The sequence below is a fragment of the Endozoicomonas sp. ALB115 genome (assembly GCF_049310245.1).
GTDB lineage: Bacteria > Pseudomonadota > Gammaproteobacteria > Pseudomonadales > Endozoicomonadaceae > Endozoicomonas.
This window is the reverse complement of the sequence record NZ_JBLYZG010000011.1, coordinates 1-16,397: the sequence shown is the minus strand read 5'-3', so window position 1 is coordinate 16,397 and position 16,397 is coordinate 1. Positions and strand designations below refer to the sequence as shown.

General features: G+C 51.7%; 13 protein-coding genes. 8 read left to right on the top strand and 5 right to left on the bottom strand.

Annotated features, from left to right (window positions below):
* Window positions 1-587: 587 nt before the first annotated feature.
* The 5 genes from lptB to ACO6VE_RS07165 form a co-directional block, all read right to left on the bottom strand.
* The gene (gene lptB / locus ACO6VE_RS07185; protein WP_422460575.1) at window positions 588-1,313 is read right to left on the bottom strand and encodes an LPS export ABC transporter ATP-binding protein; all 726 of its coding nucleotides are present in this window, start codon (window positions 1,311-1,313) and stop codon (window positions 588-590) included.
* A gap of 64 nt (window positions 1,314-1,377) precedes the next feature.
* Window positions 1,378-1,923 (bottom strand): lipopolysaccharide transport periplasmic protein LptA, encoded by a 546-nt coding sequence (gene lptA, locus ACO6VE_RS07180; RefSeq protein ID WP_422460573.1) that lies wholly within the window; start codon window positions 1,921-1,923, stop codon window positions 1,378-1,380.
* A 52-nt stretch (window positions 1,924-1,975) separates the two neighbouring features.
* Entirely contained in the window at window positions 1,976-2,557 is a 582-nt protein-coding gene (gene lptC / locus ACO6VE_RS07175; protein WP_422460571.1) for an LPS export ABC transporter periplasmic protein LptC, read from the bottom strand.
* A gap of 78 nt (window positions 2,558-2,635) precedes the next feature.
* Window positions 2,636-3,610 (bottom strand): KpsF/GutQ family sugar-phosphate isomerase, encoded by a 975-nt coding sequence (locus ACO6VE_RS07170; RefSeq protein ID WP_422449983.1) that lies wholly within the window; start codon window positions 3,608-3,610, stop codon window positions 2,636-2,638.
* A gap of 104 nt (window positions 3,611-3,714) precedes the next feature.
* The gene (locus tag ACO6VE_RS07165) at window positions 3,715-4,677 is read right to left on the bottom strand and encodes a calcium/sodium antiporter (protein ID WP_422460569.1); all 963 of its coding nucleotides are present in this window, start codon (window positions 4,675-4,677) and stop codon (window positions 3,715-3,717) included.
* 253 nt (window positions 4,678-4,930) lie between these two features.
* Between ACO6VE_RS07165 and ACO6VE_RS07160 the strand changes: the two genes are divergently transcribed.
* The 8 genes from ACO6VE_RS07160 to ACO6VE_RS07125 all read left to right on the top strand — a co-directional run.
* Entirely contained in the window at window positions 4,931-5,779 is an 849-nt protein-coding gene (locus ACO6VE_RS07160) for an ATP-binding cassette domain-containing protein (protein WP_422449985.1), read from the top strand.
* Complete coding sequence (mlaE, locus tag ACO6VE_RS07155; RefSeq protein ID WP_422449986.1) at window positions 5,780-6,574, top strand: lipid asymmetry maintenance ABC transporter permease subunit MlaE; 795 nt, start codon at window positions 5,780-5,782, stop codon at window positions 6,572-6,574.
* Window positions 6,575-6,588: 14 nt separating this feature from the next.
* Entirely contained in the window at window positions 6,589-7,053 is a 465-nt protein-coding gene (mlaD, locus tag ACO6VE_RS07150; RefSeq protein ID WP_422449987.1) for an outer membrane lipid asymmetry maintenance protein MlaD, read from the top strand.
* A 51-nt stretch (window positions 7,054-7,104) separates the two neighbouring features.
* Entirely contained in the window at window positions 7,105-7,791 is a 687-nt protein-coding gene (locus ACO6VE_RS07145) for an MlaC/ttg2D family ABC transporter substrate-binding protein (protein WP_422460567.1), read from the top strand.
* A complete protein-coding gene (locus tag ACO6VE_RS07140) occupies window positions 7,788-8,099 on the top strand; it encodes an STAS domain-containing protein (protein ID WP_422460565.1) in 312 nt (103 codons plus the stop codon). Before ACO6VE_RS07145 ends, ACO6VE_RS07140 begins: the two co-directional genes overlap by 4 nt.
* A gap of 282 nt (window positions 8,100-8,381) precedes the next feature.
* Window positions 8,382-8,633, top strand: coding sequence for a BolA family protein (locus ACO6VE_RS07135; RefSeq protein WP_163370989.1), 252 nt, complete (start codon window positions 8,382-8,384; stop codon window positions 8,631-8,633).
* Window positions 8,634-8,643: 10 nt separating this feature from the next.
* Entirely contained in the window at window positions 8,644-9,906 is a 1,263-nt protein-coding gene (gene murA, locus ACO6VE_RS07130) for a UDP-N-acetylglucosamine 1-carboxyvinyltransferase (RefSeq protein ID WP_422449990.1), read from the top strand.
* A 260-nt stretch (window positions 9,907-10,166) separates the two neighbouring features.
* A partial coding sequence (locus ACO6VE_RS07125; RefSeq protein WP_422460563.1) for a hypothetical protein occupies window positions 10,167-16,397 on the top strand: 6,231 nt, incomplete at its 3' end.

The window sequence follows — 16,397 nt, the reverse complement described above, 5'->3', positions numbered from 1 at the left end:
TGGCAATTAATCAATCAAATAGAAAGGAGTCAATATATCCATCATTTATAATTAGAAGGAAATATGTTTCGAATATGATATGGAAAATTTTCCCTGGCTATAATGACAGCCCGGTTAGCAGCATTAACAATCGATAGAAAAAAGCAGGGGTATATATGGTGCACCCTGCGTTGCATGGAAAAGTTTTTCAGTGTGATTAAAGAGTAATGCTTCCACTCTCTTAATAAAGAGACCGACCTTGAGGCTGTTTTTTCGGGTTTTTGACAGCCTGGTACATATTTGATGGGTTCCCTGTCATTGACGCCCAAACTCGTCCTGAAGCGGAGTCGAAGGGCGTAAACAACATGCCTTTAATAGAGACTGTGCCAATCACCCTTCGACTCCGCTCAGGGTGAACGGAGATTTTACACATCAAACGCATTGGAATAATGTGCGGGTACACTGTTCCAATGTATTTGATGGGGCTCTATCAATGACGCCCAAACTCCGTTCGTCCTGAGCGGAGTCGAAGGGCGCTAAGGATGAACGGAGATTGTACGCATCAAACTCACCGCAATGATGTACTGGCTGCGGCTGGGAACACAGAGTTACAAGCTGAACTGGTGCCCAAGATAAACGTCACGAACCGTCTGGTTGGACAGTACCGTATGGCTGTCGCCTTCTGCGATGATATGCCCTTCACTGACGATATAGGCCTTCTCACAGATATCCAGTGTTTCCCGGACGTTATGGTCGGTGATCAGTACCCCGATACCCCGGTTTTGCAAATGACGGATGATGGACTTGATATCACCAACGGAGATCGGGTCAACGCCGGCAAAAGGTTCGTCCAGCAGAATAAAGGTCGGGTCAGTGGCCAGAGCCCTGGCAATCTCTGCCCGTCTTCTTTCACCGCCGGATAGCGCCATGCCGGCACTGTCACGAATATGGCCAATATTGAACTCATCCAGCAGCGACTCCATTTTCTCGGCGCGTTGCTGTTTATTGAGGTCTTTCCTGGTTTCCAGAATGGCCAGAATATTGTCCCGCACGGACAGACGACGAAATATAGAGGCTTCCTGGGGGAGGTAACCGATACCGGCACGGGCCCTGTGGTGCATGGCCTGAACGGTCAGGTCCTGCTGGTCAATGCTGACTTTGCCGCCATCGGCTTTTACCAGCCCGACAATCATATAAAAACAGGTGGTCTTTCCTGCACCATTAGGACCCAGCAGGCCAACGATTTGTCCACTGTTAACCTGCAGAGAGACATCTTTCACCACCTCTCTGCCTTTGTAGCTTTTGCTAAGATGTTCTGCCTTGAGGATTGCCATCCGGTTGTCTGTTAACCTGAGTGTGAAAACAAAGTGTGTCGTTTAGAACGCTGCCCGCGTTCCATTATTTCGTGCTGGCTGCTTTTTCCTGACGGGGTTGAATCACCATCTGTACCCGGCCATTGTCTCCCTGGCTGGGCGTGCCTTTGGCATTGACGGTCTGCAGGGTCAGGTTGTAGTCAATCTTTTCGCCGGTAAAGGTGTCTCCCTTTTGGGAAAGCTGGGCATTTTTGATCAGCTCAATCTGGTCACTGTCCACATCGTAGCGAATGGTGTTGCCCCAGGCCTGGACGATTCCCTGTTCACCGGGTTGCAGCTCTTCATAATAAGCCCTGGCCTTATTGCCCCGGGCAATGACTCTGGTCAACTCCCGATCCCGGGTGTAGATGGTAATCACATCACCGGTGATACGCGTGGTGCCCTGGGTCATGACCACATCACCACGATACACAGACACCCCTTTTTTATTATCAATGTCAGCCGTGTCTGAATCGATCTGGATGGGCTGCTGACGATCAGCGGGTAAGGCCATGGCCATAAATGGGACAAATAACAGCCCGACAAGCCATTGTTTGTTCAGGAGTGCTTTTGGTTTTGGTCGTCGTGTCATGGGTTATCGTTTCCCTGACAGGGAGATATCAATGATTGTGTGAATAATCAGATTACTCAGTCTCATAGACTCCCCGTACTCTGGACTTTAATTGAATCTTTCCCTGCTGGTACCAGGCGGTCATCCCAATGGCTCGGGTCTCTCCGATGTCGCTGGTAATCAGCACAGGGCGATCGGTATCGGCAATTTCCTTATCCGTGGCAATGGTCAGGAAATCGGTGTCCACTCTGAGTTTTTGCTCATAGCCCTGTTGCCTGACGGACGGGCTGCTCTGGATAACCACGACATTATCCCACAGTTCAATATCTTTGCCACCGGGCAGTAATTTTCCGTTCTCTGACGTTGACACAGTGAGTTGTCCACTGTCACTGAGGTTAGTCAGAGTAGGTTGTTGCAGGAGTGTGTTGTCATTGTGGGGGTAATGGGTAATGCTGTCCGACTGCAACTGGTATTGCAGCGCTCCGGTAGCGTCGTACTCCTTAACCAGGGCATCCACCAGAAAGTAGTCGGCATCCTGGCGGATAATTTCCGAGGGGCTGGCACTGACCGTTACTATTGCACCGTCGTAGGTCCAATAGCCAGCAGCCAGCACTAGCAGGATTGCAGCGATAATAAGATGATTGCGATAGGTCATCCGGGTTCCGATACTGACAGCCTTGAGCTGATAAATAGCCTTAGCCTGATAAACAGCCTTGAGCCTGATAAAAAGCGTTTAAACCACGCCCGCTTTCAGCAAGTCATGCATATTGATGGCACCAACAGCATGCCGTTCATGGTCAACACAGATAAGCGCATTGATTTTGCGATCATCCATAATTCTCAGTGCTTCAGCGGCAAGAATATCAGGGGTAATGGTGGTGCACTTGATGGTCATTACCTCGTCGATGGTCGTGTTGTGGGGGTCAACCCCGTGATCCAGTGCACGACGAAGATCACCGTCGGTAAAGACACCAACGACCACGTTGTTGTCATCAATAATGGAGGTCATGCCGAGACCTTTCCGGGTCATTTCCAGCAGCGCTTCACCCAGGCGTGTGCCTTTTTTCACCGTCGGGATTCGATTGCCGTCATGCATGATATCCTGCACTTTCAATAGCAGCCTGCGACCCAGGGCTCCGCCGGGGTGGGAAAATGCAAAGTCTTCTGCGGTAAAGCCACGGGCTTCCAGCAGCGCAATGGCGAGCGCGTCCCCCATAACCAGTTGAGTGGTGGTGCTGGATGTGGGTGCCAGGTCCAGTGGGCAGGCCTCTTTATCAACCCCTGTGTTCAGGTTCACTTCAGCGGCTTGCGCCAGGGTGGACGCGGGTTTGCCGGTCATGCTGATCAGCGCAGCACCCATTCGTTTGAACAGCGGCAGCAAGGTGATGACTTCGCCGGTTTCACCGGAGTTGGAGATAGCCAGCACCACATCGTCTGCGGTGATCATGCCCATGTCACCATGGCTGGCTTCGCCGGGATGGACATAAAACGCCGGTGTACCGGTACTGGCCAGGGTGGCACTGATTTTACGGGCGATATGTCCTGACTTTCCCATCCCCACCACGACAATTCGGCCCCGGCATTCCAGCATTAACCGGCAGGCATTGCTGAAGTCTTCACCAACACGAGGCAGCAACGCTTCAATAGCATCCTTTTCGATCTGGATGGTACGACGACCAATTTCAATAAAATTCTGGTCAGAGGTCATTTCAGTAAAGCCTTTGCAGGAGCTGTCAGGATGTTGTGGCAAAGCATAACCTTTCAGACTCCGGGATAAAATAGTTCAGGGGGAAGGGAGCGTTCAGCTCCGGTTTAAACCGTCTGTACGTACAGCCATGTGCCATAGCAGGCATACCCTGCCAGAAAGATAATACCTGTAAAACGTCCCAGCGTTTTGGGTTTTTTACCGACGATGGCCATGGCCGCCAGCAGAACGGTAAATGCCAGCATCACGGTATAATCCCGGGAGAAAACGGATTCACTGATGGCTCCGGGACGAACCAGTCCGGGCATTGACAGAACGGCCAGCAGGTTGAAGATGTTTGAGCCCACCACATTGCCCAGGGCAATATCATGGTGGCCGCGCAGGGCGCTGGCTACCGATGCGGCCAGCTCCGGCAGGCTGGTGCCAATGGCGACAACCGTCAAACCAACGATCAGCTCACTGACACCCAGCAAAGTGGCGATTTCCGTTGCCCCCCAAACCAGAATCTGGGCGCTGACCAGCAGCAGTACCAGTCCGCCCACCAGTTCCAGGTACGCTTTGCCAGAAGGCAGCTCTTCGATCTCTTCAATCTCTGCCAGAGGTTCTTCAGGGTGGGATTTTTGCCAGGTCACCATCAGATAGAGGGTAACGAACAGGCCACTGAGCAGCACCAGGCTTTCTATAAGCCCAAGGTAGTTGTTGGCAAGGCAGGCACCGGCAATCACCGTGACCAGTAACAGCCAGGGTATTTCCCGTTTGGCCAGTGCTGTTTTGACCGGCAGTGGTGCGATAAGCGCGGTTAGTCCAAGCACCAGCCCCATATTGGCAATATTGGAACCAATGGCGTTGCCAACCGCAATATCGTTGTGTCCCTGGAGAGAAGACATCAGCGATACCAGAATTTCTGGCGCAGATGTACCGATGGAGACAACGGTCAAGCCGATCAGCATGGGGGATATACCCCAGTTTTTTGCCGTAGCGGCAGCTCCGCCAACAAAGCGGTCTGCACTCCAGGTGAGTAGTATGAAGCCAACAATAATGGCTGCTATGGCATAAATGGCAGGACTCATTCCGGGGGAGTTCTCAAGAATTCATATAAAGGAAGGAAGTGTAGGGAAAATCAGGCAGACAATGCAACTGCATTCCCCTCTGAATTGATCCTGTCAGCAGAAAATTCCTCCGATATAATTTGTCTGTAGTTGTCTGGTACATGGTTTCAATGTAATTGATGTACTGGAAGGTGCAATTAAAGTGTGAAACAGGTCATAATATCGGAACTGGAAGACTTTTACATTCTGTCTGTTGCAGGGATCTGCGAACCCAATGATGAATTCCATCTCCTCAGGTGAACAACACAGCAACGAAAACCGTACCGATAATTTTGTCGAGATTCGGGGTTTGACCTTTTATCGAGGTTCCCGGGCGATCTTCAAAAATATCGATATGGATATACCCCGTGGCAAAGTGGTGGGTATTATGGGGCCTTCAGGCACCGGCAAGACGACCCTGCTACGGTTGATTGGCCGTCAGCTGCTACCCGACCGGGGCTCGATTGTGGTGGATGGTCAGGATCTGGCTGATCTGACGAGAGATCAGTTATTTGTTCAGCGTCGTAAAATGGGCATGCTGTTCCAGAGCGGGGCACTGTTTACCGATTTGTCCGTTTTTGAGAATGTCGCCTTCCCCCTGCGCATTCACAGTCGGCTATCGGAAACCATGATCCGTGATATCGTACTGATGAAGCTCCATGCGGTGGGGCTGCGCGGTGCATGGTCATTAATGCCCAGTGAGTTATCCGGAGGTATGAGTCGGCGCGTTGCCCTGGCCAGGGCCATTGCCCTGGACCCTGAAATGGTGATGTATGATGAACCCTTTGTCGGACAGGACCCGATTGCCATGGGCGTGCTGGTGGAGCTGGTTCGTAAGCTGAACCAGGCGCTGGGCATCACCAGTATCATTGTTTCCCATGATCTTCATGAAACGGCCAGCATCGCGGATGTACTCTATCTGATCGCCGATGGTGAAGTGATTGGTTCCGGCACCCCTGAGGAGATGTTAAGTTCAACGGATGCCAGGGTCTGCCAGTTTATGCAGGGGCTGCCCGACGGGCCTGTTCCTTTTCACTTTCCTGCAGATGATTATCAAAGCGACTTACTGTCTCCGGGGGTATAAATGAAACTTGATGTTCTGGACCGGCTGGCCCAGCTTGGTCAGTCAGGTCTTGGTCATGTGCAGTCCCTGGGGCGGTCCGGTATTTTTCTGTTTCTGGCGATTTTTTCCCGGGCGGGGTTCTCTGGACGTGGCGCGCTGCTGGTCAGGCAGCTCTACAACGTTGGTTTTCTGTCGTTAATCATTGTATCGGTTTCCGGTCTCTTTATTGGTATGGTTCTTGGTTTGCAGGGCTACAGTATTCTGATTCGCTATGGCTCAGAGGGATCTGTTGGTCAGCTGGTGGCCCTGAGCCTGGTACGTGAGCTGGGGCCGGTGGTGACGGCACTGCTGTTTGCCGGGCGTGCCGGTTCTGCCCTGACCGCTGAAATCGGGCTGATGAAAGCGACCGAGCAGCTGTCCAGTATGGAAATGATCGGTGTTGATCCGTTAAAACGGGTCATTGCCCCACGTTTCTGGGCGGGGGTTATCTCTATGCCGTTGCTGGCGGCGATCTTCAGCCTGGTCGGGATTCTTGGTGGCGTCATCGTGGGCGTTGACTGGCTGGGAATTTATGAAGGTTCATTCTGGAGTGGCATGCAACAGTCGGTTGATTTTGTCGATGATGTGGGCAATGGCATGTTGAAAAGCCTGGTGTTCGGGGTTGTGGTGACCTGGATCGCTGTCTTTCAGGGGTACGATGCCGTTCCCACTTCAGAAGGCATCAGTCGTGCAACCACGAGAACGGTGGTTTATTCCTCACTGGCTGTTCTCGGATTGGATTTCATTTTGACCGCAGTGATGTTTGGTGAGCTTTAAGGAGAGAGCATAAAATGCGGATACGAACGTTAGAAATCAGTGTCGGTGCCTTTATGCTGGCGGGCATGCTGGCCTTGGTGCTGCTGGCGGTAAAGGTCAGTGGCCTGTCCCTGAAAACCGGCGGTGAAACCTATGAGCTGCATGCTTACTTCGATAACATCGGAGCCCTGAAACCCCGTTCCAAAATATCCATGGCCGGTGTCACCATTGGCAAAGTGCAAAGTGTTGAGCTGGATAAAGTGACGTACATGGCCAGGGTGGTTATGGATATTGATCAGCAAATCGATAATATACCTATCGATAGCACGGCATCGATTGTCACCGCAGGGCTATTGGGTGAGCAGTACATTAGTATCAGCATTGGTGGTGACGAGGCGTTTCTGCAAGATGGTGAGCGTTTTGAAGACACGCAGTCAGCGCTGATTATCGAGGAGCTGATCGGTAAGTTTCTTCTGGGTACGGTCAATAAAAGTGAGTAACGAAAGGTCAACAAACCCGGAGAAGCCTTCTCTGGCTAGCGGATGGAATGGATGATGAAAGGTAATCGACACGTGTTGGCTTTCCTGGTGGCGCTGTTATTTCAGTGGTCTTCAGCGGTCATCGCTGCTGAGCAGGTCATTGAGTCACCTCAGAAGGAAGTGGAAAACATTACCAGGGAGCTGCTGGCAACCTTTGAAAAAAATATTCATGAGTATAAAAAAAACGATGCTGCCTTTATTGCCGAGGTTGATCGCCAGCTATCACCTTCCGTGGCCTTCGACGCCATTGCCCGGGGGGTGATGGGTAAATACTCCCGCCGTGCTAAAAGCGGGCAAATTGAACAGTTTTCCAGGACGTTTAAAGACAGTCTGATCAGCTTCTATGGCAAGGCCCTGCTGAAGCTTGATGATACCCGGTTGACCATTGAGAAAGTTGATGCGGTACCGGATACCGTATTGAATGCCTACCGGTCAGGCAAGGCGCGGCTGGTTCCCGTGGATATGACGGTCAAAACGTCCTCCGGTACTGTGGCCATCTCTTATTCCATGGTGTATCAGGATGAGCGCTGGAAACTCAGGAATATCATTGTGGATGGTATCAATATTGGCATTCAGTTCCGTAATCAGTTTGCCGAAGCCATGAGCAAGTACAATGATCTCCAGTATGTTGTGGATCACTGGCCGGAAATCATGCAGGGTGAAGCAACGGAGAACAACGCTGCGGGCAAGCAGTCATGACCCTGGCAGTGGAAGCACCTGGCCGGTTTACCCTGAATGGTGTGGTTAATTTCACCACCTCCGCCGTTGTTGAAGAGCAGGGTGCCCGTTTGTTACTGACCTCTGGCGGTGACGACTGGGAAATTGACCTGAGCGGTATCTCCCAGGCCGATAGCTCTGCTTTATCGGTCTTTCTCTCCTGGATCCGGCTGGCAAAAAAACAGCAAACGTCTATCGAATTTGTTGGCATGCCTCATGAACTGGAGGCACTGGCTGAAGTCTGTGGTATTCAGCCATTGTTGAATAATGTGAACGGCCTGGAAAACTGACGCAGCCAGGAGCCTGTCGGACTTAAGACTGTCCTACTGCGGTTGCGATAAATTGGTCTAAAAATTCCTGCTTCTTCGTCAAATAGCCCCGCTATTCTCCTCAGAAGCAGAAATTTTTATCCTCAATTTCTCGCAATCCTCGCTACGGACGCTTAAGTCCGACAGGCTCCTAGCGGGTTGATCCCGTTTTGGGGCTATTCATGGAACCCTCTCTCGGATATCATTGGCCGGTTTTACTGTTCCCTTTAAATACCTGATTGTTATTCCCTGAGAGGTTGGATCATGCAAGCCGAAGAGGTCAAGGCGCTTCTGGAGAAGGAGATTGCGGGCTCACAAGTGATTGTTGAGGGCGAGGGGTGTGACTTTCGTCTGACCGTAATCAGTGACCAGTTTGAGGCGAAGAGACCGGTTCAGCGTCAGCAGATGATCTATTCTCACCTGAATCCATTCATCACCAGTGGTGCGATTCACGCTGTATCGATGGTGGCTTTGACTACCGCAGAGCGTGCCAGACAGCTGGGTAACCAGGACTAAGTGAGAAACCATGGATAAACTGATTATCACCGGTGGTGTGCGCCTGGATGGAGAGATTCGGGTCTCTGGTGCCAAGAACTCTGCCCTGCCGATTCTGGCTGCGACCCTGCTGGCTGACTCCCCGGTTACCGTATGTAATCTGCCCCATTTGCATGACATTACCACCATGTGTGAGCTGTTTGGCTGCATGGGGGTTGAGCTGCTGGTGGATGAAAAGATGAACGTGGAAGTTCATGCCAGCACCATCAAGCAGCTCGTGGCACCTTATGAGCTGGTGAAGACCATGAGGGCTTCTATCCTCGTACTGGGCCCTCTGCTGGCCAGATTTGGTTATGCAGAAGTCTCCCTGCCCGGTGGCTGCGCTATTGGTAGCCGTCCGGTTGATCTGCATATCAGCGGCCTGCAGGCCATGGGCGCAGATATTGTTGTGGAAGACGGCTATATCAAAGCCAGCGTCAAGGATCGCCTGAAAGGTGCACACATACTGATGGACACCGTAACGGTCACTGGTACGGAAAACATCCTGATGGCTGCAGTACTGGCCGATGGCGAAACCATTATTGAAAATGCGGCCCGTGAGCCTGAAGTGGTGGATCTGGCCGAGTGCCTGATTACCATGGGTGCGAAGATTGAAGGCCATGGTACGGGTATGATCCGGGTTCAGGGCGTAGAGCGCCTTAATGGCTGCACCTACTCGGTCTTGCCAGACCGCATTGAAACCGGCACTTACCTGATTGCTGCCGCAGCAACCGGTGGCCGGGTTCGCCTGAAAGACACCCAGCCTGATATTCTCGATGCGATTCTGTTCAAGCTTCGGGAAGCCGGTGCTGCGGTAGAATGGGGCGATGACTGGATTGAACTGGACATGAAGGGCAAGCGTCCCAAGGCCGTTGACCTGAAAACGGCACCTTATCCAGCAATGCCCACCGATATTCAGGCTCAGTTCACCGCATTGAATACCATTGCTGAAGGCACCGGTCGGATTACCGAAACCGTGTTTGAAAATCGCTTCATGCATGTTCAGGAAATGAAACGCATGGGCGCAGACGTTGATGTGGAAGGTAACACCGTTATCGTCAAAGGTGTTGAGCAGCTCAAGGCCGCACCGGTTATGGCGACTGACTTGCGGGCTTCAGCCAGTCTGGTTATTGCAGGTCTGGTCGCTGAAGGTGATACCGTAGTAGAACGTATTTACCATATTGACCGTGGTTACGAGTGCATTGAAGAGAAACTTCAGCAACTTGGTGCCAAAATTCGTCGCGTTCCTGCCTGATTTACACTTCTTTTCTCCTTTCTTACCCTGACTTTCGGCTTTTTGGTCAAAAGTCAGGGAACTTTTCTCCCTTTTACCACTCAAATAAAACGATAGTCTCAATTTTGTTATTGATGACTTGACGACCGTCAAAGACTTTTGCATCCATCAGAGAATAAAGCTTTGTCAATTCATTGGTTTTGCTGGCTCATTAGATATCAAGTAATGAAGGCTCTCTCAAATACAAGAATATGCCTGGCAGTAGAATGGAGTTTAATTAAATGGAATTAACGGAGTTTACTGCTAATAACCCGGTCATCCCGGAGGTAGGACCCCGGTCTCCATCGATCAGAGCGAGCGGAGACAGGGTTTCTGTTCGGCCTGATTTTGGTACAGCAAATCATGTTATCAAACAATGTCCGGAGGGCACTGCACAGGGGGTTCCTGCACAGACAGCAATGGTTGACAGAAACTCAATCAGTCAAGTGTCAGGGCGTTCTTTACTGGCTTCCAGCGCCAATCAAAGCGAGGGCACTGAAGATGATGCCGATGAAAGTACTTATCTACTGGCAGTACCCCGGAGTCAGAATTTAACGGCAAGCCAACAGACTACTGCCTATTCCTCTATGGAGCAGACAAAAGCAACCGGTGTCCCAGCCTCCGCTAACCCGGATGAGGACGCTCCTCAAGTTCGCCATATTTACCATGATATCGTTTTTTCTATCTATCAAAACCTCCGTAAAGCCTGTGGCCTGGGCATTGAGTTAGGTTTGAGAAAGGTTGGCATTAATCCGGATGCCCAGCCAATCGTTGCTGCCGGTCGCACCGGTTGCTCTGTGGGTGGCAGTCATGATAACGGTTATGTGAATATCGAGATTATCCGTCCTCCCGCAAAGCCCCGCAAGAAGATGAGTGACAGGCTGGTCAAGGCAGCAGGTTTAACGCCGGAAAAAATGCTGGAAAAGCCTGAGGCTCTGAATGCCCTGGTGGAAAATCTGACGGAAGTGATTCAGGGCGAGCTGAAAAAGGCCAGCCCCTGGCCAGACAGCGTTGCCGGTGGAGTGGCTGGAAATGCGGTTGATCCCGGGGGTGATGAAGGCTGGGTCAGTGATGTTACCCGATCAATTGCCACCATTCTGGTACACCTGACTCATGAGGCCTTTCTGGATAAAGTAACCCTGGCGGATAGCGACGCTGGGAAAAAGGAAATATCGGACACTCTGACCCGATTAATCGTGAGCATACTGGGTTTAACCGGGCATCCGTCGGCACACAACAATGCAATTGGCATTGATTCCATGTTAAGTAACGGCATTGTTACTGTATCGCAGTCGGGTAATAAACTGTTTAATGAAAAAATGACAGCCATCAAGGCTGACTCTTTAAAGGGGATTATCAACCAGGCACTGGTCAGCATGATGGCTGAAGGCGTTGAGTTGACCGATAAGAATGTTGATGAGCTGCTATCCAGAATGACGGCCATTATTATCGATACCCTGATGAATATTCGCGCTGATACTGTACGCATATTCAATGACTGGCAGCAACGTAAACCTGATGAAATTGACAGGATTCAAAATAGAATTGCCAGTAGCGCAGCAAAAACATTAACAACGGTTGTGCAAAAACACAGCCATATTGTTGTGCAGAAATTCAGTTCTGCTGCGGATGGTATTTCTAAAATGGCTGGCAAAATAGCGGGTCTATGGAAGTCCAAATCCAATCAGCCTGAACCAGAGCCGGTTAAATACACTGAAAAGAAAATCAAACAGCTGATCAATAAGAAAATAGAAGAAGCTGTTCGGGTATTTCAAAATGAACAGAAGTTTAAAGATAAGCTGAAGCCGTTAATAGAAGAGAATCTGAAAAAAATTGCGCCAGATATTAAACGTACTATCAGAAAACTAAAGAGAGAAACGCAAGACTGCAAAAAGAATAGCGGGGATGTGCAAGACCTAGTGACCAGAATCACCGCTGCACTTGCAGACGATAGCCAGCAAACTGAACAGGGAGAGGATGCTGCCGCTGTACAAGACCCGCACACATCAGGCGATTCAGCAACGAGCGATCAATCAGACAGGGCTTCTACCTCATATTCTGCTGAAGGAACGACAGAACCTCGTGTCGGGCAAAGCCGTGTTATTGATCAGTTGATTGCTCAACAAGGTAGCAGGGTGGTAGTCGAGGCGATAGACCTGCTGACCGGCGAACTCCGGAAAAATCTGGATACGGTTATAGCGAGTGTAGAGCCGGGCATTGAGAAAGTGATGGAACAGGCTGTCAGTCAAGGTGCTGCTTTTATTGCTGAGCGAAATGGCACAGAACTCGCGGCAGATCAGGGACTGGCAGAGACTCTCCCCGGATTCCGGGCAGCCATGACACCGGTTTTAACGACATTGGCTGTTGATATATTGAGCCGTAAGCTCGAGTCTGAGGCGTGGAAAAAAGCACTTCGTGACAAAGGGCGTGAAGTGATCGGTCAGTCGAATAGCCCGTCAGATTCTCAGGAAGACTCCGCAAACACCATCGATGAGGCATTGAAAACAGCGGAAGCAGTTGCTCTACAGCAATTAACGGACCCATTAAAGTCTGTGATTGATACCCTGCCCCTGGACAGTCTTCAGAAACTGGCTTCCGACGTTATCCTGCAAAGCGCCGGGGATGGAACCGTCTGGCTTGATGATCTGGTAAGAGATCTGTTTAACCGGAAAATGGGGGACGAATCCATTGTTCTGGCAGTTATAGATACAATTTCAGAGGAAACGGTCAATCTGCAGCACCAGCTGATAAGTGCTGCTATGCACTGGATAAGGCAACGAGCAAAGGAGTGGGGGGCGAAATACCAGGTCAATCAATGTATGGACTGGTTGGCAACATGGATAGCGGAAAACAAAGAACAGATAGATCTGGATGCTCGAGAGTATGTAAAAACATTGCTGGTTCAGGCAGCCCCGGAGTTGGAAGGTGCTATCCATGAACGATTAGAGAGCCTGCATTCTGCGTTGGCAAGTAGCAGGGTTGATGCGGTGACTACTTTTCAGCAGATAGCGGAGGAGCTGGAGCCAGGGGAAAAGTCCGGCTATTTGACCGGCAAGGGTGTGGAGAAAACGACAGCGGGCCATCAAAATCAGCATGATCATTGGCAGGATGCCCGTCAGGCCGTTGCTGATCAGTTGGGTAACCTGGCTGATGAAACCATCGACCTGGTCATTAAAAAAAGTGGTCAGTTGGAGGCGGTCAAGCCGATTCTGGCAGATAGTATCCGTGAGGTTATGGATCTTGTCGTCAAAGAAGGGGCACTGTTTGTCGCGAGGCAGAACGGTGAGCAATGTGACGACGTGAATGCCTTAGAGGGCAGCACGGCGCTGACCGAACAATTACCGACGTTTCTGACCACAGCCACGGTTGAATTAATGGTTCAACTGCTGAGTGACCGGCTGCAATCCGGAGACTGGAAAACAGCAACTGTTACCGAGATCACAGCCGGGGAGGAAACGGCAGACTCAGTCACGATGATAGCCCGCGAAGTTGACCGAATGCTGGGCGAAGGGCTTGCCGGGATGGTCAACGCGGTGGCCGATCAGGTGGAATCACTTCTGCAAAAACACCCATACACTACTGCCGAAGCGGTGCTTGGGGAGTTGACCCAGCAAGGGATACACGACGGTGCTGCATGGGTAGGTGAGCTGGTGCACGGTCTGTTTGCCGGTGATGCCCGGGTTGTGTCCAGGGTAGTTGATAAGTTAACCGAACAGGCAGAGTCGCTGGTGCAGACCCTGGCGACTCACGGGCTTGGTTGGTTATCAACCGAGGATCAGGCAACGGGACAGCAAAACCTGGAAGTCGTAAAGGAGATCCTGGTTCGCCGTGGGAATACTCTGGTAGAACCACTGCTGACCGGCGTGACGGGCGAAGCAGTGGCGCTCGGAAATCAGGCATCAGAATCCACCGCGCTCAGAAACGCCGTGATGCCGTTCGTACAGGACCAGGTTCAGAAAGGTCACGTACTGGAACGGCTGGCCGCTTACGGAGTCGATGCGCTGGTAAACAGTGTCAGCAAGCATAAGGACGACCTTGCAGAGGATGTAAAAGCACTGACTCGTGCAAGCATGGACAAAGCCCTACCGGAACTTGAAGGGCTCCTGCACACAAGGTTACAAGCCTTGGCCGCCGCAATGAAAAAGGTGCCAGAGGATAAGCGTGACGTTGTGGCTGACTTGCGCCTGGCGGCAAAAGCTCAGAAGCCAGAGGAAAAGCCCGGCAGCGATAATAAGCAAACGACAGCGGACCATCAAAATCAACAGGATCACTGGCATGATGCCCGTCAGGCTGTTGCAGAGGAGCTGGGTAACCTGGCTGATGAAGCCGTCGACCTGGTCATTACACAAAGTGGTCAGTTGGAAGTGGTCAAGCCGATCCTTGAGGACAGTATTCGTGAGGTTATGGAGCTTTTCGTCAAAGAAGGGGCACTGTTTGTCGCGAGGCAGAACGGTGAACAATGCGACGACGTAAATGCCTTAGAGGGCGGCACGGCGCTGACCGAACAATTACCGGCGTTTCTGACCATAGCCACGGTTGAATTAATGGTTGAACTGCTGAGTGACCGTTTGCAATCCGGAGACTGGAAAACAGCAGTCGTTACCGAGATCACTGCCGGGGAGGAAACAGCAGACTCAGCCAAGATGATAGCCCGCAAAATAGACCGAATGCTGGGCGAAGGGCTTGCCGAGATGGTCAACGCGGTGGCCGATCAGGTGGAATCACTTCTGCAAAAACACCCATACATTACTGCCGAAGCTGTGCTTGGGGAATTGACCCGGCAAGGGATACACGACGGTGCTGCATGGGTAGGTGAGCTGGTGAATGGCCTGTTTGCCGGTGATGCCCGGGTCGTGTCCAGGGTAGTTGATAAGTTAACCGAACAGGCAGAGTCGCTGGTGCAGACCCTGGCGACTCACGGGCTTGGCTGGTTATCAACCGAGGATCAGGCAACGGGACAGCAAAACCTGGAAGTCGTAAAGGAGATTCTGGTTCGCCGTGGGAATACTCTGGTAGAACCACTGCTGACCGGCGTGACGGGCGAAGCAGCAGCACTTGGAAATCAGGCATTAGAATCCACCGCACTCAGAAACGCCGTGATGCCGTTCGTACAGGACCAGGTTCAGAAAGGCCACGTACTGGAACGGCTGGCCGCTTACGGAGTGGATGCGCTGGTAAACAGTGTCAGCAAGCATAAGGACGACCTGGCAGGGGATGTAAAAGCACTGACCCGGGCAAGCATGGACAAAGCCCTACCGGAACTGGAACAGCTTCTCCATAGACGGTTGCAAGCCCTAAGTACTGCGATGGAAAAGGAGGTAGATGATAAGCACGGCGTTGTGGCTGACCTGCGCCAGGCGGCGAAAGCTCAGAAGCCAGAGGAAAAGCCCGGCAGCGATAATAAGCAAACGACAGCGGACCATCAAAATCAACAGGATCACTGGCATGATGCCCGTCAGGCCGTTGCTGATCAGTTGGGTAATCTGGCTGATGAAGCCGTCGACCTGGTCATTACACAGAGTGGTCAGTTGGAAGCGGTCAAGCCGATCCTTGAGGACAGTATCCGTGAGGTTATGGATCTTGTCGTCAAGGAAGGGGCGCTGTTTACCGCAAGGCGCAACGGTGAGCAATGTGACGATGTGAATGCCTTAGAGGGTGGCACGGCACTGACCGAACAATTACCGACGTTTCTGACCACAGCCACGGTTGAATTAATGGTTGAACTGCTGAGTGACCGGTTGCAATCCGCAGACTGGAAAACAGCAACTGTTACCGAGATCACTGCCGAGGAGGAAACCGCAGACTCAGCCACGATGATAGCCCGCGAAGTTGACCGAATGCTGGGCGAAGGGCTTGCCGGTATGGTCAACGCGTTGGCCGATCAGGTGGAATCACTTCTGCAAAAACACCCATACATTACTGCCGAAGCGGTGCTTGGGGAATTGACCCAGCAAGGGATGCACGACGGTGCTGCATGGGTAGGTGAGCTGGTGCACGGTCTGTTTGCCGGTGATGCCCGGGTCGTGTCCAGGGTAGTTGATAAGTTAACCGAACAGGCAGAGTCGCTGGTGCAGACCTTGGCAACTCAGGGGCTTGGCTGGTTATCAACCGTAGATCAGGCAACGGGGCAGCAGAACCAGGAAGTCGTAAAGGAGATCCTGGTTCGCCGTGGAAACACCCTGGTAGAACCACTGCTGACCGGCGTGACGGGCGAGGCAGCGGCGCTCGGAAATCAGGCATCAGAATCCACCGCGCTCAGAAACGCCGTGATTCCTTTCGTACAGGACCAGGTTCAGAAAGGCCACGTACTGGAACGGCTGGCCGCTTACGGAGTAGATGCGCTGGTAAACAGTGTCAGCAAGCATAAGGACAACCTTGCAGAGGATGTAAAAGCACTGACCCGGGCAAGCATGGACAAAGCCCTACCGGAACTGGAACAGCTTCTCCATAGACGGTTGCAAGCCCTAAGTACT

Bases quoted from the DNA above. Each gene is read 5' to 3' on its own strand.
- lptB (WP_422460575.1), bottom strand. From the start codon at position 1,313: ATGGCAATCCTCAAGGCAGAACATCTTAGCAAAAGCTACAAAGGCAGA.
- lptA (WP_422460573.1), bottom strand. From the start codon at position 1,923: ATGACACGACGACCAAAACCAAAAGCACTCCTGAACAAACAATGGCTT.
- lptC (WP_422460571.1), bottom strand. From the start codon at position 2,557: ATGACCTATCGCAATCATCTTATTATCGCTGCAATCCTGCTAGTGCTG.
- ACO6VE_RS07170 (WP_422449983.1), bottom strand. From the start codon at position 3,610: ATGACCTCTGACCAGAATTTTATTGAAATTGGTCGTCGTACCATCCAG.
- ACO6VE_RS07165 (WP_422460569.1), bottom strand. From the start codon at position 4,677: ATGAGTCCTGCCATTTATGCCATAGCAGCCATTATTGTTGGCTTCATA.
- ACO6VE_RS07160 (WP_422449985.1), top strand. From the start codon at position 4,931: ATGATGAATTCCATCTCCTCAGGTGAACAACACAGCAACGAAAACCGT.
- mlaE (WP_422449986.1), top strand. From the start codon at position 5,780: ATGAAACTTGATGTTCTGGACCGGCTGGCCCAGCTTGGTCAGTCAGGT.
- mlaD (WP_422449987.1), top strand. From the start codon at position 6,589: ATGCGGATACGAACGTTAGAAATCAGTGTCGGTGCCTTTATGCTGGCG.
- ACO6VE_RS07145 (WP_422460567.1), top strand. From the start codon at position 7,105: ATGATGAAAGGTAATCGACACGTGTTGGCTTTCCTGGTGGCGCTGTTA.
- ACO6VE_RS07140 (WP_422460565.1), top strand. From the start codon at position 7,788: ATGACCCTGGCAGTGGAAGCACCTGGCCGGTTTACCCTGAATGGTGTG.
- ACO6VE_RS07135 (WP_163370989.1), top strand. From the start codon at position 8,382: ATGCAAGCCGAAGAGGTCAAGGCGCTTCTGGAGAAGGAGATTGCGGGC.
- murA (WP_422449990.1), top strand. From the start codon at position 8,644: ATGGATAAACTGATTATCACCGGTGGTGTGCGCCTGGATGGAGAGATT.